Genomic DNA, 19,518 nt, shown 5'->3' on the forward strand with positions numbered 1-19,518 from the left:
AACCGGATCAGGTTTCCAGGTCGCTCGACAAGCCGATGCGGCGGCGCTCGCCGCCCAGCGACAGCGGTCCTTCCAGATTGCTGACCAGCCGCACCTCGCCTTCCGACAGCGCCTCGTCGACTTGATGCATCAGGCGCGGGAACAGGCCGTCGGCGCGGGCGCGCTCGGTGCCGTACAACGCCGCCCAGGCGTTGCGGCCGGAGCGCTTGGCGATGTACAGGCCCTGGTCGGCCAGCTCCACCACCTGCGACCATGACAGCAGGCGCGGTTGCGCCGGCAGGAAGGGGAAACAGGCAAAGCCGATCGAGCAGGTCTTCGACAGCCGCACGCCGTCCGGCAGCACGAACTCGCGCTCGGCGACGACGCGGCGCATGCGCTCGGCCACCACGCGCGCGTCGTCGCGGTGGGTGGCGCGCGCCAGCACCAGGAACTCCTCGCCGCCCCAGCGGATCACATAGTCCGATTCGCGGAACACTTCGCGCAGGCGCTCGGTCATCTGCACCAGGATGGCGTCGCCGGCGGCGTGGCCATAGCGGTCGTTGACCTCCTTGAAGTGGTCGATGTCGACCATGAAAAACACCAGATCGTTGGCTGCCCGCAGCTCGGACTCGGTCAACTGGTGGCCGCGATGCTGGCCGCCGTCGTAGCCGCGCAAACTCATCGCCACATCGGCGTCGACGTTGCGCAGGAAGAAGCGGCGGTTGCGCAGGCCGGTCAGCTGGTCGGTCAGGCTGACCTCCTCGAGCGCCTGGTAGGCGCGTTCGAGCTCCAGGTTCTTTTCCAGCAGTTGCTCCTGGGTCGCGCTCAGCGTCTTCAAAGTCGCCGCCACCTGCCGGTAGGCGCTGGCGTTGTCGAGCGCGATGGCGCCGTACGCGCACAAGGTGCGGAAGATCAGCCGTTCGCGCTCGCCGTAGGCGTTGGCGTGCAGCGACTGCACCGTCATCGCCCCCAGCACCCGCTCGCCCACGCGTAGCGGCGCGAACAGCAACGTCAGGGTCGGCAAGGTGCCGGGGATCAGGTTCGGCGTCACATCCGCCGCCCCCAGCTCGATCAGGATCTCGCGCCGCTCGCGCACGCAGCGCGAGGTGTTGGCGCGCGGGTCCGCCAGCGAATAGCGCACCTCCGGCAGCGGATTGCCGGCCTCGACGCCGAAGGCGCACGACAGCCACACGCCGTTCGACTCGAGCAGGAAAATCGAGAAATGGGTGGCGTCGAGCAGGCCGTGCACGTGGCGGTCGAGGGCGCGGAACACCGCCGCCGCGTCCAGGTGCGCGGTGATCTCCTGGCCGATCGCGCTCAGGTGCGCCAGGGTGGCGCTGGTTTGCTGCAGCACCTCGGCGCGCTGCGCCTCGGCCGCCGCCAGCTGGCGGTGGTGCTCGGCCTCGGTCTGCGCGCGCTCGGTCTGGTACTGCACCTGCATGGCGATGGCGCGGTTGGTGGCCTGCTGGCTTTGGGTCTGGTCGCGCGCGGCGGAGGCCTGCAGCGCGATCGCGTAGGCGCGCGCGTGGTCGCCGATGGCGGCGTACTCGCGCGCGGTGGCGTCGAGCAGCGCGCCGGGCACCGTGTAGCCGTCGATGGTGGCGGCGATCTCCAGCGCCAGCAGCAGGTAGTGCAGCACCGGGTTGGGCGCCATCATCAGGTCCGGCTCGGGCAGCGCGTGGTGCGCGTGGATATCGGCCAGCACATTGAGGGCGGCGATCTGGCCCAGCGCGTCGCCATGCTCGCGCGCCAGCGCCAGCGCGCCGCACACGGCGGCCAGCGCCTCGTCCGGCCGGCCCAGGTGCGACAGCGCGTGCGCCTGGCCGCGCCGCGCGCTGCTCTGGAAATCGTTCTGCGCCAGCGCGTCGCCGCGCGCGGCCAGCCGCGTGAAGCTGTCGAGCGCGGCCGCGTGGTTGCCCAGGTCGAGCGCCAGGTCGCCCTGGTATTCCAGCGCCACCGCGTAGGCGCGCGACCCGGACAACGGCGCCAGCACGGCCAGCGCCTCGCGCAACAGGGTTTGCGCGGCCTCGCGCTGGCCCAGCTGGCGCAAGGTTTCGGCGGTCTGCATCAGGCACATGCCGATCGACAGCGGCCAGCCGGCCGGACGCGCCAGGTCGAGGCCGCGCTGCATCCATTCCAGCGCCGCCTCGTGCGCGTTGAGGCTGGTGAAGCCGTTGCCGATGTTGGTGGCGATGATGATGGCGCGGCGCACCTGGCCGCTCACCAGCGCCATCTCGAAGCTGAGCATCAGGTGGCCGATGGCGCGGCCGTACTCGCTGCGCTGGAAGGCGCAGGTGCCGAAGTAGTCGCTGACCCAGCCGGCGGCGATCGGGGCCAGGCCGCTTGGATCGGCATCGAAGCGGCCGTCCCAGTGCCGCTGCGCGGCCTGCCAGTCGCCAAAGGCGGCGCAAATGCCGGCGGCGGCGTCGATCACGTCCACCCGCACCGGGTCGCCGCCGGCGCGGGCGGCCGCGCCGGCCAGCGCCAGCCAGCGATCGCCGGCGGCGCTGTCGCCACGGTCGTTGGACACCCAGGCCAGCACCCAGCAGGCGTCGGCGCGGGCGCACGCGGCGTGTGCGTCGGGACGGATGGCGGCACCCTGCTCGAACAGCGACAGCGCCTGTTCCGCTTGGTACTGAGCGGTGTCGAGCTGGCCATTGAGCCATTCCGATTCTGCGGCGATCAGCAGCAGGCGGCCGCGCACCACCAGCGCGTCGGCCGCTGGCAGCGCACCCGTCAGGGCAGCGATGTCGGCGATGTCGGCAGACAGGGCGCGCGCACGCGCGGGCGCGCGCTGGCGCAAATGCCAGGCGAGCGCCACGAGCAGCGGCAAACGCGCCGTGCCGGAAACCTCCGGCAACACCGCCTCCCACCGCGCCAGCTCCTCATCGAGGGCGAACATGTCCACCAAATGACGTCCTTTGACTGTGTGCCGGGCGTAGTTGCCCGAACGCATTTAAACGCTGTTACCGCATTATTCCACAGTTTTCAGGAGCCCTCGCCGCCCCGCGCCAAGTGCCTGAATGCAAAGCGAATTCAGTTCCTCGCAGCAATTTATTTACTGTGTTTTAGGCGCGTCGCTTTTGCCCGCCGCCATCTGCGGCACGGTCTTCATGTGCTGGTCTATGGTCGGTTGCAACTTGGCCGCCAGCGCCTTGATGTCCGGGTCTTTGGCCTTTTGCTGGGCGTCGGTGACCAGCTTGTGGGCGGCCTTGTGGTCGTTGACTCCCGCGTTGGCGATGTAGCTCTTGTCGAACTCCTCGCCGCTGAGCGCGTTGAGCCGGTCAGCCATCTTCTTGTGCTTGGCGTCGGGTTCGGCGGGCAGGGTCACGTTCTTGGCCTGCGCCACCTGCTGCACCTCCTGCAAGCCCTTGGTGTGGTCGTCGACCATCTTCTGGGCGAAGGACTTGACCTCCGGCGACGTGGCTTTTTGCAGCGCGATGTTGCCGGCGGCGACCTCGTTGACGTTGGCCTGGGCCAGGCTGGTGAGGAGTCGCTGGTCGCTTTTGCTCAGATTTTGCGCGGTGGCGGCACCGGCGGCCAGCAAGCCCACACACGCGGCGACGGCGATCCTGATCTTGTTGTTCATGATGGGTGCTCCCAAAAGAATGACGAGGAATTAATTTTACAAAGCCTGGACAATGGCGGACGCACCTTACGGCTATGCAAGAACCAGAGGCGGGAGCATGGCCGCAACGAAAAAAAGCGCCGCAAGCGGCGCCTTCTTGTGTGGCTACGACAACGCTCAGGAAGCGTGCTTGCTGATCTCGATCAAACGGGTCCGCATGGTGTCGCTGGCGGCGGGCCCCGGTGCGAACATGTAGTCTTCGTCGTTGATGGCCAGGCCGCTGTTGGCGTCGACCAGCACCTGATCGGCCGGTTTACCGGTTTCGCGGCTCACCACCAGCAGGCTGGCGCCTTCCGGTGCCAGATGGTCGTTGCCCCAGGCGATGAAGGCCAGCAGCACAGGCTTGAAGTCGCGGCCGGCCTTGGTCAGCAGATATTCATAGCGCGGTGGACGGGCGCTGTACTGGCGCCGCTCCATCAGGCCGCCCTCGACCAGCCCGGCCAGGCGGCGGGTCAGCATGTTCGGAGCGATCTTCAGGCTTTTTTCAAATTCGTCGAAACGCGACAGGCCGTAGAAAGCGTCGCGCAGGATCAAAATGCTCCACCATTCGCCAACTTTACCCAGGCTGCGGGCGATAGGGCAAGGCATGCGGCCGAAATCGGTATGTTTCATGTGTAACTCCTTGGTTCAGGTGATCAGGAAAATTGATTGAGAATGCAGCGAGCGATGCGACTTACTTGCATGCTGGCTGTAACAATGTGTGACTTTTATGCGAGCAAACCCCTGTGACTATGTGTGATTTTTCTAGTGTCAATTTCGCCTCCCTTTTTTGCCCTGCGGTTAAGTACTTTCCCTGTGAAAAACAATATTTTTCAGCCTTTTTTCAGTGACCAACATAGGCTAAAAAACGACCTTGAAAACTCTCCAAATTCCACCGTTTTGCGAAAGTGAATTTCAGCGTGAAATGTGAACATTGGATAGAATGTTGATTCACGGTAAAATTCGTTCTATGGATGCAACTTACTTACCACTGCCTTTCGAATCGATCGTCATGAAAATCTTTGCCGCCCCACTTACCTTCGCGCTTGCCGCCGTCCTCTTCTGCTCGCCGCTGTCTGCCGTCGCGGGCAACAAGGCCGCCACCAGCGCCATGCAGGTGAGCTTCGTGGTCAAGGAGGCTTGCACCGTGCAGACCGCCAGCGAACCGCGCGCCACCGGCCGCACCGCCAGCGCCAGCACCACCCCGGCACCAGTGGTCGCCTGCGCACTGAAAACCCCTTACCTGCTCACGCGCGGCGACCAGCCTGCCGCCGCCAATTCCGCCACCACCGACCGCTCCGCCGCGCCCATCCGCACCGAATCGGGCGCGCAGAGCTGGGTCGTCTACTTCTAATGCCACCGGCCGCCACCCGCGCGCGCCGGCTCCTTCCCCGTTAAAACACCACCGTGGCCGTCACGGTGTCCTTGTAGTCACCCGGCGACGGCGTGCTCTGCGGTGGCACCAGTCCGTACACCGTCTGGGTCTGGGTGCCGCCGTTACCCGTGCCTGAAACGATCGTGGTGCCGCCGCTGCCGTCGCCCCAGCTGGCGCCGTCGAGCGTGTTCGATATCTGATAACTCAACAATTCCGTGGTCGAGACGTTGCGCATCCTGCGCGCCGTCGTGGCGGCGCCATAGGTGCCGGCCGACAGCGCCACCCGGTAGGGCGTGCTCTTGCTGCACTGGACCGACATCGTCGACGTCGTGCGTACATTGCTGTTAAGTAGCGAGCTGTTCGGGAACGCCAGGTTGCCGACGTTGATGTTGCAATCGTTGATCACGGCGGCCCGCACCTGGAACACGATCGGCAGGGTCGGCCCCAGCGCGCATCCGGTGGCCGGCAGCAGGAAGAAAATGTATTGCATCAGGCCGTTGCCTGCGCCGAAATCCGAGGTGAACGTCAGGTCGTTCGGCCCCACCGCCAGGCCGGCCAGCGTGGCGTCGGCCGCCAGCCTGCCGTACAGCGTGACGTTCTGCTCGAGCGTGCCCAGCCCGCCGCTCTTGGTCAGGGTGAAGGTGATCGGGGTCGGCGTGTCGGTGCCGACCCAGCCGCCCCAGATCCTGGCCGGGGCGTAGGTCGCGTCGGTATAAATGTTGTAGTTGGCGCGCATGGCGCCGTTGCCGACCTGGCGCGTGCTCGTCACCGTCGACGACGAGTTGCTGCCGGCGCCCAGGTACAGGCACACGGTCACGTTCGGCGTCAGCAGGTTGCCCAGGAAGTCGGTCCAGGTGCAGGTGACCTTGAACGTGGCCGAGGCGTAGACGGGGGCACTGGAGATGGAGCTGACGCTGGGGAAGACGATGTTTTGCGACGCGATGGTGCAGTTGTCGGCGCGCGCGTGGGCGCACAGCAGCGCCAGCGGCAGGCCTACCCAGGGCGCCAGCCGCCGCGCCGTCACTGCACACCCCGGCAAGTGAAGGGGCCCAGGGTCGGCATGGCCCGGCCCTTGACCGCCTCGTACGCGAACTCGACGATGCACGGCACGCCGTCGACGGTCAGCCGCAAATGGTTCAGCGGCGCCAGGTTGTCGATGAAGGCGACGCCGTCGAAGCCGACCAGGGTGGACGCGCCGCTCTCGACATGCAGCACCTGCGCGCCGGCGGCGACCGGCTTGCCGTCGGCGCCGTGCACGATCACGCTGGCCGCCGCGTAGGTCTCGACCGGGAAGCGCGCCAGCACGCCGGACTGGCGCGCCGGCACCACCTCGCGGCGGGAGACCGGAATGCGGGCGTCGAGCGGCAGCGCGCCGGTGTCGATGCCGACCTGGTTGATCAGGTAGGGATTGAGGTTGGGCACCAGCAAATAGCCGCCGGCGCCGGTGCGGCCGATCACCCGGTTCTCCTGCAGCACCGGCACGCCGCCGACGCCGTCGGTCGACACCAGCGCAAAGCCGGCGCCGACCTGGCGCGCCGCGTGCACGCCGCCGTCCATCACCACCAGCGAACCGGCCGCGCTGAGCGAGGCGCTGCGGTTGTCGCCGTTTTGCTGCACCAGCGCGCCGACCTGGCCGTAGCCGCCCAGATACGTCAGCTGGCCCTGGCGCAGCGGCGCGCCGTTGCTCTCGAGCGACTGCAGGCCCCAGCCGAAGCCGCCGGCGTAGTCGGCCGAGCGGCCCACCGTGACGATGCGGCTGCGCACGCCGTTCTGGCGACCGGCGCTGGCGTTGGCGGCGATGCGGTCGCCGAACGAGGCGCTCAGGCTGAAGAACAGGCCGCGCGCGGCGGCGTCGCGCAGGTCGCGGAAGGCGCTCACGCTCAGGAAGAAGCCGGCGCCCAGGGTGGCCGAATACGACAGCGCGACGATGCGCGCCGGCGGCAGCGACGGCGCGCGCAGGCTCACCAGGCTGACGCCGACGCTGTGGCCGGGGAACAGCGCCAGATTCAGGTTGATGCGGTCGTTGGCGCGCGCGCCGGCGCCGCTGTCGGCGGTGGCGAGGTCGCTGTAGCCGGCGCTGGCGCGCAGGGTCTCGGCGTCGATGCTGAAGCGCCCGCTCAAATATTGGTAGCCCAGGCCGGCCTGGAGGCCGCGTCCGCTGCCGCTGTCGTTGCGCCGCCCGCCGCTGGCGGCCAGCGAGGCGCGCACCACGCCGGCCTGGCCGAGGCGCAGCATGGCGCCGGCGCCGCCGTTGACGACATCGCGCCCCAGCTCGCCGTGGCCCTCGACGGTCAGGCTGTCGCTCACGCCGTGGCGCAGCGAGCCGCTGACGGCCGGCGCGCGCGCGTAGCCGAACGAGCGGGCGCTGTAGTCGCGCCGCAGCACGCCCAGCTCGACCGAATAATCGGTCAGGCCGGCCGCCAGCAGGCGCGTGTCGACATATAAAGGTACGGTGGTGGTGACCGCGCGCCCGGCGGTGTCGCGCGTGACCAGCGTGGCCTGGCCGGCGCCGTTGATGCCGGCCACCTGGTTGATCACGAACGGACCCGACGGCACGGCCGTCTCGACCTGGCGCACGCCGTTGACGTACAGGCTGACGGCGCTCGGCACCACGGCCGAGCCGGCCAAACTGGCAACCGGGAAGGTCAGCAGGTCGGGCCGCAGGTCGAAGCTCTTGCGCCATTGCACGCCGCCCATGCGCAGCGAACGGCTCCACGGCAGCGACGACGAGATCAGGTCGCCCACCTGCCAGGTTTCCAGGGTCACCGGATCGGAGCGCACCCAGGCGCTGTCGAGGCGGATGAAGCGCGGACCGGTGCCGGTGGCGCCGGCGTTGTAGACGCCGGTGCTGGTGAAGACGCCGCTGTCGTTGAAGTAGCGCAGTTCGTTGGCGACCGAGACGCCGCGCTCGCGGTCGAGCCGGCCGAAGGCGTCATAGTTGAGCACCAGCCCCGGCGTGACGGCGGCCGGGCCGGCCACGCGCACGGTGCGCCCGGACAGCGCCACCGGCGCGCGCAGCGTGTCGTCGACGCGCAGCGCGATCGACTGGCGCGCCGGGTCGTAGCTGTAGCGCAGGCCCTTGATGTCGTCGAGGTCGAACTGATCCCGGCCCTCGACCCCGAACAGGCGGGGGTCGAGCTCCAGGTCGCGCAGGTTCTGCACGCTGCTGCGCAAGCCCGTGGTGGTGCCACGGGTAAAGCGCAGTATCAGTCCGGTCGGTTCGCCGTTCAATTCCACCTCCAAAAAAAGTTCCTCTTCCACCGGCGGCGGCGGCGGTGCTTGCGCCAGCGCGGCCGTCGCCAGGTTCAGGGCCATCAGAGACAGGCAGATCAGCCGCCCCCACATGCCCGCTTAGTCCAGCCGTCCGGTAGCGCTATCGCTGACGGGCCGGGCGTTGATGTTGGCCTTGACGGCCAGCGTGCCGCGCAGGTCCGCGTCGGCCGGCGTCGGCAGGCGCCACTCGCGCTCGCGCCCTGCCAGCACATAGCCGAACAGGCCCGGCGCGATGACGAACTGGCCGCCGGCGGCGTTGCGCAGCTCCAGCGCGCCGATCTGCGCGCGCTGGTTGCCGCTGTTTTTCACTCGCAACATCCAATTGCCGTCCTTCTTGAACACGCTCCACGCCAGCGACGGCGCGGCGCGCTCGTCGGCCGGCAACACAAACATCGGCACCGAATAGCGCAGGCGGATATCCACGCCTGCCGCCGGGCCGCCGCCTTCGGGCGGAATCTCGTCAATCAAAATCCGGTAGCACAACTCGCTGCTTGGGAGTTGCTGGCTACGTCGCACGAGGCGAATGATCTGGCTGCTCTTGGGCCCGATCTGTAGAATTGGGGGACTCGCTACCACTTCCTGGGTCGGCGTCAGGAGGTCGTCGCCGTCCTTCTGCTCCCACTGATACACCCTGACCTGCCCATACACCGGGCTCTCGCCCAGGTTTTGCATGGTGATGCCGGTGGCACCCTGGCCGGCACGCAAAACAATCATCACGGGGGAAATCTGCAGATTCGCAGCGCCCGCCTGTACTCCCAGCATCGCGAGGACGCCGTACACCATCCAGCACAACAGTCGCGCCGGTAGTTTCATCGTTTAGAAATACACGGTAGCGGTAATCGTCGATTTATAGGTATCGGGCTGCGGCGTCGCCTGGGCCGGCACCACGCCATATACGGTGAGCACCTGCGCGCTGCCGGTGCCGGTGCCCGAACGGGTGTCGGTGCCCTGCGAGTTGCCCCAGTTGGTGGCGCCGGCCGCCTGGTACAGGTTGAAGGCGACGGTGCTGGTGTTGGCGCCGGTGCCGCTCATCACGCGCGCGGCGGTGGTCGAACCGGTGCCGGTGCCGGCGTTCAGGCCGACGTTGTACAGCGTGGTGTTGGTGCAGGTGACGCTGAGCGTGGTGTTGACCGACACCGACGTCGCCAGCACGCCCTGCGACTGGCCGAAGTCGAGCGCGTTGGAGGCGATGGTGCAGTCGGCGATGATTTTCATCGTCACGTCGAAGTTGCTGGTTTTGCTGCCGTTGACATAGACGGCCGCGTCGGCCACCGGCGTGGTGGCGGCCAGCGCCGCCGCCATCACCGCCACCACGCCCGCCAACCGGGATGTGCGCCTGTTTTTCATTTCTACCCCCATAATTAACAATTGAGCGACGGTGCGGAGGGGCGTTGTTCAGGACAATTGCCATCACTCAACACTTGAACCAATTATTGATGATAAAAAAAAACCGTGCTTTTGCTACAAGTGACTACGGTTTTGGGAGCGTAGAAAACTATTAAAAATTTTTAAAAGATAGGCATAATACGCAACAGGGCGTGAAGAATTTATCAACCAAGCAAGGTGAACCATGCCGACCAGTGACAGTACGCAGCGCAAAATCCTCATCGTGGATGACTCCGCGTTCGAGCAGCGCGTGCTGGTCGATCTCCTTAGCGAGCTGCCCTACAAGGTGTCGGTGGCCTTCAACGGGCTGCAGGGCTACCAGCTGGCGCTGGCCAATCTGCCCGACCTGATCCTGCTCGACGTGCGCATGCCCAATATGGACGGCTACACGGCGTGCAGGTTGCTCAAAGCCAACCCTGTGACGCAGGACATTCCGGTGATCTTCCTGAGCGGCGCCGACGCCGACGAGGAGCGCATCATGGGCCTGTCGATCGGCGGCGTGGACTATGTCTCCAAGCCGTTTTCGCCGGGCGAGCTGGCGGCCCGCATCCAGGTGCACCTGAACCTGGCGCGCCGGGTCAGCGACCGTGGCCAGCAAGCCTCCAACGATGCCGAAGCAGGCTCCGGCGACGCTGGAAGCGCCGCCGACAGCGATCCGGACGCGGTCATCGTGGCCGCCGTCAAGCGCCTGATCGACGACAACCTCGCCACCCTGCCGGGGCTGGCGGAGATCGCGCGCAGCGTCGGCACCTACCGTGAAAAATTGTCGCAAATCTTCCGCGAGCAAACCGGCATGACGGTGTTCGCCTTCATCCGCGAGGCGCGCATCCGGCGCGGCGAGGAATTGTTGCGCGATACCGACATGGATGTACAGGACATCGCGCTGCTGATCGGATTTAACAATGCGGGCAATTTCGCCACCGCCTTCCGCGAGCGCACCGGTATCACGCCGAGCGCCTTCCGCACCTCCAACCACCAAAGAAAAACGCCGCACTCCTGACGGGGCGCGGCGTTGTGCGGGGCGTGTGCGGCGGGCTTAGCGCAGCCGGAACACGCTGACCACCGCCGCCAGGTTGGCGGCCTGCTCCTGCAGGGACCCGGCGGCGGCGGCGGCCTCCTCCACCAGCGCGGCGTTCTGCTGGGTCACCTCGTCCATCTGCGTGATGGCGCGGTTGACCTCCTCGATGCCGGTGCTCTGCTCGTGGCTGGCGGCCGAGATCTCGGCCACCACGTCGCTGACGCGGCGCACGCTCGACACCACCTCGCTCATCGTCGTGCCGGCGCGCTGCACCAGCGCCGTGCCGCTGTCGACCTGGGTCACCGAATCGTCGATCAGCTGCTTGATCTCCTTGGCCGCCGCCGCGCTGCGCTGGGCCAGGTTGCGCACCTCGCTGGCGACCACCGCGAAGCCGCGCCCCTGCTCGCCGGCGCGCGCCGCCTCGACGGCGGCGTTGAGCGCCAAAATGTTGGTCTGGAAGGCGATGCCGTCAATGACGGAAATGATGTCGACGATCTTGCGCGAGGCCGCGCTGATGGCCTCCATGGTCGCGATCACCTCGCCCACCACCTGGCCGCCGTCGGTGGCCGTGCCGGACGCCGATTGCGCCAGCTGGTTGGCCTGGCGGGCGTTGTCGGCGTTCTGCTTGACGGTCGAGGTCAGCTCCTCCATCGCCGAGGCGGTCTCTTCCAGCGAGCTCGCCTGTTCCTCGGTGCGGCTCGACAGGTCGAGGTTGCCGCTGGCGATCTGCGCCGACGCGGTGGCGATGGTGTCGGTGCCGCCGCGCACCTCGCCCACCACCCGCAGCAGGCTGTCGTTCATGGCCTTGAGCGAGAGCATCAATTGCCCCGTCTCGTCCTTGCTGCTGCTGACGATGTGGCCGGTCAGGTCGCCCTCGGCCACGCGGCGGGCGATCACCACCGCCTCCTGCAGCGGCGCGGCGACGGCGCGGGACACGGTCGTCGCCAGCAGCAGGCTGATGACGATCAGCGCGCCCAGCGTGCCCAGGATCAGCTTGCGGGCCAGCGAGAACGTCTCCGCAGCCGAGTTGTCGGCCGCCATGCTGCCGTCGTCGTTGATCTTGACCAGCGCGTCAAGCTGCTCGTTGACCTGGCGGAACACCTTGTTGGAGGCGCCGCGGAACAGCACCCGCGCCTCGTCCTTCTGGCCGGCGCGCGACAGCGCCGTCAGCTTCTTGCTTTCGGCCTGGTAGGCCTCCAAGGTTTTCTGCAACTCGGCATAGATGCGTTTTTCCTCCGGCTCCGACACCAGCGCCGCGTACGAGGCCTGCTGCTTGCCCAGCGTCTCGAGGCGGGTCGCCATCGATTTCTCGGTGGCCGCCATGTCGGCCTCCTCGGACAGCAGGATGTGGGTCGATTCGGAGATGCGGTAGCGCGACATCGACGTTTGCATCTGGCCCAGGTAGCGCACCGCCGGCATCCAGTTGGTGGCGATATCGGTGGAAGCCTGGTTGACCTTGACCAGCTGGTTGATCGAGAACAGGCCCAGGAAGCAGGTCAGCGCGATCACCACGGCGAACGCCAGAATTAACTTCTTGCCTATCTTGAGATCATAGAACCATTGCATTTTGTGCTCCATATTTTTTCCACTTGGAAATGAATGATAGAGCGTGCTTAGAACAATGTCGATTTTTGTCGGTGTTTTCTACGCGTTTAGTTGCGCCGTTGCCTCTTGGCCGCGCATCTGCCGGCGCCAGAAAAACCAAGACGCCAGCGCGTTGAGCCAGTAGGCTGCGTACAGCGCGGCGGTCAGGTACAGGCCACGGCTGGCGTACAGCGGAACGGAGACGGTGTTGACCAACAGCCAGAACGGCCAGGTCTGCAACCGCCGCCCCATCAGCAGCAGTTGCGCGATGATGCTGAACATCAGGACGGCCGAGTCGATGAACGGCGCGTAGGCGTCGGTCCACGCTTGCAGCATCAGGCCATAGGCGGCGGTGGCGGCCAGGCCGGCCACCGCCATCGAGCCCACCAGCAAGGGACGCGCCCTGGAAATCGGCAGCGCGGCGCCGCCGCCGCCGGCCACCCACTGGCGCCAGCCGATCAGGCAGGTGACGATGAAAAATGCCTGCAGGGCGACGTCGGCGTACAGCCTGGAGGTATAGAACAACGCCGCGAACATCGAACAGCCGATCACGCCCAGCCACCACGAATGCACATTGTTGCGGCCGGCAAGTACGATGGAGAGCGCCATGACGGCATTGGCGGCGACTTCCAGCGGTGTGATCAAAACGGCGTCCTTCGAGGGATGGCGCCGAGGGTCGGCGGGGCCGGCGCGGGCCGGCCGGCTACTCGCGGCAGTCGGCCGGCAGCAGCCGGGCCGGGATGGCGTCGCTGCCGCAGCGCCAGGCCACGCGCTTATTCTCATCCAGGCTCGGCGTGAACGCAATAGCCTTGCCGCGATAATTCAAGTCGGCCGGGAACACGTGCACCGCGCCATTGGCGGCATCGACCGTGATGCTCTGCACCACGTGGTTGGGGTCGGCCATCGCGTAGCCGGCCTGCTCCAGGGTGGCCGGGCCGCTGCCGTGGGCGTAGAAGTAGCGCTCCACCGCCGCCGTCGCGTCCTGGCCGACGCCAACCACCTGCGCCATGCGCGCGCGCGTGGCGTAGTCCTGGTAGGCGGGCAGCGCCACCGCCGCCAGCACGCCGCCCAGCGCCAGCACCGCCAGCAGCGAACCGGCGCCGCCGACACCGAGCCGCGGCACGAACAGCGCCATCAAATAGGCCCAGCCGTGGCGGCCGGGCTGCTCGACCTCGTTGCCGCCGGCCAGCCCGCGCATCACCGCCATGCGCTTGACCAGCCACGGATAGTCGCCGACCAGTTCGTGGAACGACATCCAGAAGCCTGACGACTGCTGCGCCTGCGCGGCGTAACCGGCCGTGCTGAGCTGGCGCCAGCGCTTGCCGCCGGCCGCCAGCGCCGCCAGCCCTGCTTGTGCGCTGTCGAGGTCGTCGCAGGCATGGAACCCGTGGCGGTCGCACGTGTATTCGCGCGCGCGGGCGTAGGCCGCGCCCAGCAGCGGCACGCAGGACGCCGGCGCCAGCAACGCCGACCAGCGCAGGTGGTGGCGCTTGAGGTGGCCGATTTCGTGGCCGATGTAGAAGTTGATCGCGTCCGGGCGCTCCTCCAGCGCATCGACGATGTCCGAATACAGCACGATGAAGTTTTTGCCGAGAAAGCGCGTGGCGAAGGCGCTGAAGCTGCCGCCCATTTGCAGCAGGTACGCCTCCGGCGCGTTGTCCAATCCGAGGCGCCGGCAGCAGGCGTCGATGCGCTCGCGCAGGTCGGGGAATTGCTCGGGGGTGATGCGCACGCCCGTGCCCTTGAGCCAGGACACCAGCGCCGATTGCGCGAAACAGTAGGTCATGAAGAACAGCAGCAGGTAAATCAGTAAATATGCCAGCGCCACGCCCATGGTCGCCGCCAGCAGGCCGGTCCAGACGGCAAGCGAGACGGCCAGCATGATGCCGAACAGCGCTTTTTCGTTCTTATAAACCAATTCCATACGGCTCCCGGCCTGATAAAGTTTCCCGGGAGCTATTCTAGCGGCTTATTTAAGAAAAATACAACTCTTTATGATAACGTTGTCTGCAGGTCGGCAATATTGATCGGCTTGACCAGGTGGGCGGCGAAGCCCGCCTCGCGGCTGCGGTGCTTGTCGTTCTCCTGGCCGTAGCCGGACAACGCGATCAGTTTCAGGCCGTCGCCGCGCGGCAGGCGGCGCAGATGGGCGGCCAGCTTGAAGCCATCCATGCCGGGCAGGCCGATGTCGAGGATGGCCACCTGCGGCATCGCCCTGTCCGCCTCGGCGATGGCATGGGCCGGATCGTAGGCAACGGTGGCGTTGTAGCCGAGCGCGCCGAGCAGCTCGGCCAGCGAATCGGCGGCGTCCTGGTTGTCGTCGACCACCAGCACATGGGTGCCGCCGCCCTGCGCCGGCGCGCTGTCGCTCGACGGGGCGTGGCCGGAGTCGGCCTCCTCCACCACCGAGTCGGGCAAGGTCAGCGTGAAGGTGCTGCCGCGCCCTTCGCCGGCGCTGTAGGCGGCTACGTCGCCGCCGTGCATCTGCACCAGGTTGCGCACCAGCGCCAGCCCGATGCCCAGGCCGCCCTTGGCGCGGTCGACCAGGCGGTTGCCCTGCACGAACAGATCGAAGATATGCGGCAGCAGGTTGGGCGAGATGCCCGAGCCGTCGTCGGTGACCTGGATCGTCAGCGCGCGCTCCCGGACCCGGGTGGCCAGGGTCACGTGGCCGCCGGCCGGCGTGTAGCGCGCCGCGTTGCTCAGCAGGTTGGATACCACCTGCGCCAGCCGCGCCGGGTCGCCGTGCCAGCGCACCGGCGCCACGTCGACCAGCAGCCGGTGCTGCTTTTGCTCGAGCAGCGGACCGGCCATGTCGATCGCCTTGTCGAGCACGTCCGCCAGCGGCACCGTCTCCTTGCGCAGCTCGACCTTGCCGCTGGCGATGCGCGAGACGTCGAGCAAGTCGTCCACCAGCCGCACCAGATGGTCGACCTGGCGCTGGATCACCTCCTGCTCGTGGATGGTCTCGCTGTGCTCGCCGCCGCGCAGCCTCATCAGCTTGAGCGCGGTGACGATGGGCGCCAGCGGATTGCGCAGCTCATGGCCCAGCATGGCCAGGAATTCGTCCTTGGTGCGCGACGACGTGTTCAGGTCGGCGTTGAGGCGCTCGCTTTCGGCCATCGCCTGCGCCAGCGCGCGGTCGCTGTCGAGACGGCTCAACGTGGCGCACACGGTGGCGGTGTACTGTTCCAGGAACTGGCGGAACGACACGTCCATCGGCAAGCGCTGCGACACGCGGAACGCCAGCGCCAGCTCGTCGCACAGATGCAATTCGGCGCCACGGATGACGATGACGGCCGGATCGCCGACGGCCAGGTCGGCGCCGTTGGCGGCAGCGGCGCCCGGCCCGCGCAACAGGTCCACCGACAGCAGGTCGTCCGGCGCGTCGCCGGCGCTCAGCGCGATGCCGGCGCGCACGTCGGCCTCGCTGCGGCAGGCCAGCAGCCGGCGCGCCAGCAGGTCGAGCGCGTGGCGGCGGCGTTCGGCCAGCACCCTGGCGGTGGTCTCGGTGCACACCACCAGCACGCCGGCGATGCCGTCGTCCTCGCCGAACACCGGCGTGTAGGTGTAGCTCCAGTAGACATCCTCGATGCGGCCGTTGCGCCAGATCGGCACCAGGTTGTCGGCGTACCAGCGCGGCTCGCCGCCGTTGCGCACCGCGTCGATCTGCGGGCCGATGATGGGCCAGATCTCGGCCCAGCATTCGCGCCCGCCGTGCCCGAGCGCGGCCGGATGCTTGCCCTCGCCGAAGCACGGCACGTAGGCGTCGTTGTAGACCTGCGTCAGCCCGTCGCCCCACCACAGGAACATCGGGTGCACCGAATGCATGACGATGCCGACGCTGGTGCGCAGCGCGGCGGACCAGTCGTCGATGGCGCCCAGCGCCGTGTCCTGCCACGGGAAATCGCGCACCATGTCGCGCATGGGCGTGCCGCCGCCGATGAAGCGGGTCGACCGTGCGCCGACGGCGGCGGGGAAGGACAGCGTAGTAACGGAGTGGGCCGCCATGATGACTTTATGTGCCGAAAGCCAAAGTGTAGCAAGAGCACTGTACGGCGGCGCACAATAGGCGCGCGCGGGATCGAACCTTTCCCGGCAACGCGAATTGTAGTTAGCAAGCAACGCCAACGCCCGCAACCTCCCCCAATAAATCAACTCACTGATCGTTTCCGCGACGCCGATTTTTCGCGCGTTGAAGTCGCATATGATCGATTTTCCCAAGCAGGGAGAGACATCCACACAGCATCAAAAAATACAAAAGGATACGCATGAAGAACCGGAACCCAAGTCCGCTCAAACCGTCCGTGCTCGCCGTCGGCGGCGTGCTGGCCGCGATGGCCGCGATGGCCACCGTGGCCTCATCCGCGCACGCGCAAACCTCCCCCGCCGAACCGGCGCCGGCAACGACGCCCGCGGGCGCGCAATCCGCCGACTCTGTGGTGGTCGTGACCGGCTTCCGCGCCAGCCTCAACAGTGCGCTGAACACCAAGCGCGCCAGCGACGGCATCATCGACGTCATCAAGGCCGAGGACATCGCCAAGTTCCCCGACGCCAACTTGGCCGAATCGCTGCAGCGGGTGCCGGGCGTGTCGCTCACGCGCGGCGACGGCGGCGAGGGCAAGCAGATCACCGTGCGCGGCCTCAACGCCGGCTTCACGCGCGTGCGCATCAACGGCATCGAGGGCGTGACGGCCACCGGCGCCTCCGACATCAACGGCAGCACCAACCGTGGACGCGGCTTTGACTTTTCCGTGTTCGCTTCCGAACTGTTCAACAGCCTGGAGGTGCGCAAGACCTCCGAGGCCAGCGTCGAGGAAGGCTCGCTCGGCGCCACCGTCGACCTGCGCACGGCGCGCCCGTTCGACTTCAAGGGCCGCACCTTCAGCCTGGGCGCGCAGGAGATGCACAACTCGCTGTCGGAAAAATACAGCCCGCGCGTGACGGCGCTGCTGTCGGACCGCTGGAAAACGCCTTACGGCCAGTTCGGCGCGCTGATCTCGGCCGCCTATTCGAAACGCACGGTGCAGGAGGAAGGCTACGAGGCGGTCGAGCTGCTCAGCGCCAGCAACGACAGCGGCTTTTGCGCCCCGGCCGGCTACGCGCCGCAAAATCCCGCCAACAACGCCGTCAAGGGCATCAACGCGGCCAACTGCGGCTTCGGCGTGCCGCGCACGTCCAACCTGGCCGCGTACAACGACGTCATGTCGCGCACCGACAACTACGGCGGCACCGTCGCCAATCCGCTGCCCGGCTCGGGCGCGTTCGCGCCGCGCATCCCGCGCTACCGCCGCTCGATGACCCAGTACGAGCGCTCCGGCGTGACCGGCTCGCTGCAATGGCGCCCCAGCAGCAGCACCGAGCTCAATCTCGATCTGCTCGGCGGCAAGTTCAACAACAAGCGCTACGACAACTACATCTCGGCCATCTCGTTCGGCCGCAGCCTGGGGCAATCGAACGGCAAGCCGCAGACGTCGATCCTGGAGAGCCATTTCAACGACGCCGGCAGCTGGGACTACGGCAAGTTCAACGCGGTCGACATCCGCAGCGAAGGGCTGCTCGACGTCTACTCGACCTTGTTCCGGCAGCACGTGTTGTCGGGCCGCCACGATGTCACCGACCGGCTGAAGATCGATTTCCTGACCGGCCAGTCGCGCTCGGACCTGGACGAGCCGCAGCGCACGACGGTGCAGTTCGACTCGCCCAACGCCAACGGCTACTCCTTCGACTTCCGCAACAACCGCAACGTGCCGACGATGAACTTCGGCATCGACGTCACCAACCCGAACAACTTCAGCTTCGCGCCGCAGGAGGCGGACGGCACCTTCCACGGCCAGTTCGTCGGCCGCTATCTGCACACCCGCAACACGCTCAAGACCAACCAGGTCAACGCCAGCTACGAGCTTAACGACAACCTGACCTTGCGCACCGGCTTCTCCAAGCGCGACAACACCTGGACCAACGTCGAGATCGGCTCCGGCGGCAACGGCCTGACCTTGCCGGCCGGCGTCGGCATGGGCGACATCACGCGCCAGATCGGCGGCTTCGGCAAGGGTCTGGGCGGCGGCGGCGTGCCGAACGCGTGGGCGGCCGTCGACCTCGACAAGTTCCTCAAGGTCTACAACATCGAGTGCCATTGCACCGAGGTGCCGGGTTCGAGCTACAACTATTTGAATCAAGCCAACCGTGGCGTCGACGAGTCGATCAAGGCGCTATTCCTGGCGGCCGACTTCAAATACGACCTGTTCTCGATTCCGCTGCGCGGCAATGTCGGCGTGCGCCACGCCCGCACCAATGTCGACAGCTTCGCGCTGCTCAACGCCAATGGCGTGCTGGAACCGGCGCGATTCAAGAACAGCTACCGCGACACCCTGCCGGCGCTCAACGTCTCGGCCACCCTGCCGCACGACGTCATGCTGCGCTTCTCGGCCGGCAAGACCTTGGCGCGTCCGGAATACACCGACCTGGCGCCGTCGACCACGCTCAGCACGCAGGTGCAGACGGTCACGATCGGCAACCCCAATCTGGCGCCGATCCGCGCCAAGACCTACGACGTGCAGGCCGAGTGGTACTACGCCAAGAACGCGATGGTGTCGGTGGGCGCCTTCCACAAGGATATCGGCACCTTTATCCAGGGCGTGTCGGAGCGCGCGGTGTTCTCGTCGCTGGGCTTGCCGGAATCGATCCTGCTGGGCGGCGGTTGCAGCATCACCGGCGGCACGCCGGCCTGCGCCACCTTGCCCAACACCACGGTGGTGGTCAACCGCCAGGTCAACACGCCGGGCGGCCCGCTGACCGGGTACGAGTTCAACCTGCAGGCGCCGTTCAGCTTCCTGCCGGGGATCTGGGCCAATTTCGGCCTGCTGGCCAACTACACGCACGTCGATTCGAAGATCACGTACATCACGCGGGTGGACAACCCGAACACGGCCGCCAATGAGCTGCTGACGCGGCGCGCCAACTTCACCGGCCTGTCACCGAAGGCGCACAACCTGACCTTGTTCTATGAGGACAAGACGTTCAGCGCGCGGGTGTCGGCGGCGCACCGTTCGTCGTATCTGCTCAACGTGCTGGGCGATGTGCAGGGACACGACTTCACCGTGGTCGATGGCTCGACCAACATCGACTTCAGCATGTCGTACAACATCACCCCGCAGCTGCGCATTAGTCTGGAGGGGCAGAACCTGAACGACACGCCGCTGCGTTACGGGCGTGACAGCCAGCGCAACGACACCTTGCTGTACGTGCACTCGGGGCGGACCTTCGTGGTGGGGTTGAATTACAAGTATTGATCCT

14 protein-coding genes are annotated in these 19,518 nt (G+C 66.9%); 3 read left to right on the forward strand and 11 right to left on the reverse strand.

Annotated features, from left to right (window positions below; translation table 11 throughout):
- Positions 1-7 precede the first annotated feature (7 nt).
- From AC0IYS_RS28190 to AC0IYS_RS28200, 3 genes are all read right to left on the reverse strand, one after another.
- Entirely contained in the window at positions 8-2,881 is a 2,874-nt protein-coding gene (locus AC0IYS_RS28190; protein ID WP_471708949.1) for a diguanylate cyclase, read from the reverse strand.
- A 156-nt stretch (positions 2,882-3,037) separates the two neighbouring features.
- Entirely contained in the window at positions 3,038-3,568 is a 531-nt protein-coding gene (locus AC0IYS_RS28195) for a DUF4142 domain-containing protein (protein WP_471708295.1), read from the reverse strand.
- Positions 3,569-3,724: 156 nt separating this feature from the next.
- Positions 3,725-4,219, reverse strand: a complete 495-nt coding sequence (locus AC0IYS_RS28200; protein WP_090326449.1) for a winged helix-turn-helix transcriptional regulator — start codon at positions 4,217-4,219, stop codon at positions 3,725-3,727.
- 379 nt (positions 4,220-4,598) lie between these two features.
- Here AC0IYS_RS28200 and AC0IYS_RS28205 point away from each other — a divergent pair, with 379 nt between their 5' ends.
- Entirely contained in the window at positions 4,599-4,940 is a 342-nt protein-coding gene (locus AC0IYS_RS28205) for a hypothetical protein (protein WP_471708296.1), read from the forward strand.
- A 40-nt stretch (positions 4,941-4,980) separates the two neighbouring features.
- Here the strand turns inward: AC0IYS_RS28205 and AC0IYS_RS28210 are convergent, their stop codons facing one another.
- Genes AC0IYS_RS28210 through AC0IYS_RS28225 form a run of 4 tightly spaced genes read right to left on the reverse strand, consistent with a single transcriptional unit; the run spans position 4,981 to position 9,581 of the window.
- Entirely contained in the window at positions 4,981-5,985 is a 1,005-nt protein-coding gene (locus AC0IYS_RS28210) for a Csu type fimbrial protein (protein WP_471708297.1), read from the reverse strand.
- Positions 5,982-8,306: a fimbria/pilus outer membrane usher protein gene (locus tag AC0IYS_RS28215; RefSeq protein ID WP_471708298.1), complete on the reverse strand. Its 2,325-nt coding sequence runs from the start codon at positions 8,304-8,306 to the stop codon at positions 5,982-5,984. Before AC0IYS_RS28215 ends, AC0IYS_RS28210 begins: the two co-directional genes overlap by 4 nt.
- A gap of 6 nt (positions 8,307-8,312) precedes the next feature.
- The gene (locus AC0IYS_RS28220) at positions 8,313-9,047 is read right to left on the reverse strand and encodes a fimbrial biogenesis chaperone (protein ID WP_471708299.1); all 735 of its coding nucleotides are present in this window, start codon (positions 9,045-9,047) and stop codon (positions 8,313-8,315) included.
- A 3-nt stretch (positions 9,048-9,050) separates the two neighbouring features.
- Entirely contained in the window at positions 9,051-9,581 is a 531-nt protein-coding gene (locus AC0IYS_RS28225; RefSeq protein WP_471708300.1) for a Csu type fimbrial protein, read from the reverse strand.
- 223 nt (positions 9,582-9,804) lie between these two features.
- Here AC0IYS_RS28225 and AC0IYS_RS28230 point away from each other — a divergent pair, with 223 nt between their 5' ends.
- On the forward strand, positions 9,805-10,620 hold the full coding sequence (locus tag AC0IYS_RS28230) for a response regulator transcription factor (RefSeq protein ID WP_471708301.1): 816 nt from the start codon (positions 9,805-9,807) through the stop codon (positions 10,618-10,620).
- A gap of 36 nt (positions 10,621-10,656) precedes the next feature.
- On the opposite strand, the gene AC0IYS_RS28235 is transcribed toward AC0IYS_RS28230, so the two are convergent.
- From AC0IYS_RS28235 to AC0IYS_RS28250, 4 genes are all read right to left on the reverse strand, one after another.
- Complete coding sequence (locus tag AC0IYS_RS28235) at positions 10,657-12,204, reverse strand: methyl-accepting chemotaxis protein (protein WP_471708302.1); 1,548 nt, start codon at positions 12,202-12,204, stop codon at positions 10,657-10,659.
- 78 nt (positions 12,205-12,282) lie between these two features.
- A complete protein-coding gene (gene pnuC / locus AC0IYS_RS28240; protein ID WP_471708303.1) occupies positions 12,283-12,867 on the reverse strand; it encodes a nicotinamide riboside transporter PnuC in 585 nt (194 codons plus the stop codon).
- A 58-nt stretch (positions 12,868-12,925) separates the two neighbouring features.
- Entirely contained in the window at positions 12,926-14,146 is a 1,221-nt protein-coding gene (locus tag AC0IYS_RS28245) for a M48 family metalloprotease (protein WP_471708304.1), read from the reverse strand.
- Between the two features lie 68 nt (positions 14,147-14,214).
- On the reverse strand, positions 14,215-16,233 hold the full coding sequence (locus tag AC0IYS_RS28250) for a hybrid sensor histidine kinase/response regulator (RefSeq protein ID WP_471708305.1): 2,019 nt from the start codon (positions 16,231-16,233) through the stop codon (positions 14,215-14,217).
- A 260-nt stretch (positions 16,234-16,493) separates the two neighbouring features.
- Here AC0IYS_RS28250 and AC0IYS_RS28255 point away from each other — a divergent pair, with 260 nt between their 5' ends.
- The gene (locus AC0IYS_RS28255; protein WP_471708306.1) at positions 16,494-19,514 is read left to right on the forward strand and encodes a TonB-dependent receptor; all 3,021 of its coding nucleotides are present in this window, start codon (positions 16,494-16,496) and stop codon (positions 19,512-19,514) included.
- Positions 19,515-19,518: the final 4 nt, after the last annotated feature.

The sequence above is a fragment of the Duganella sp. AC237 genome, assembly GCF_979254035.1.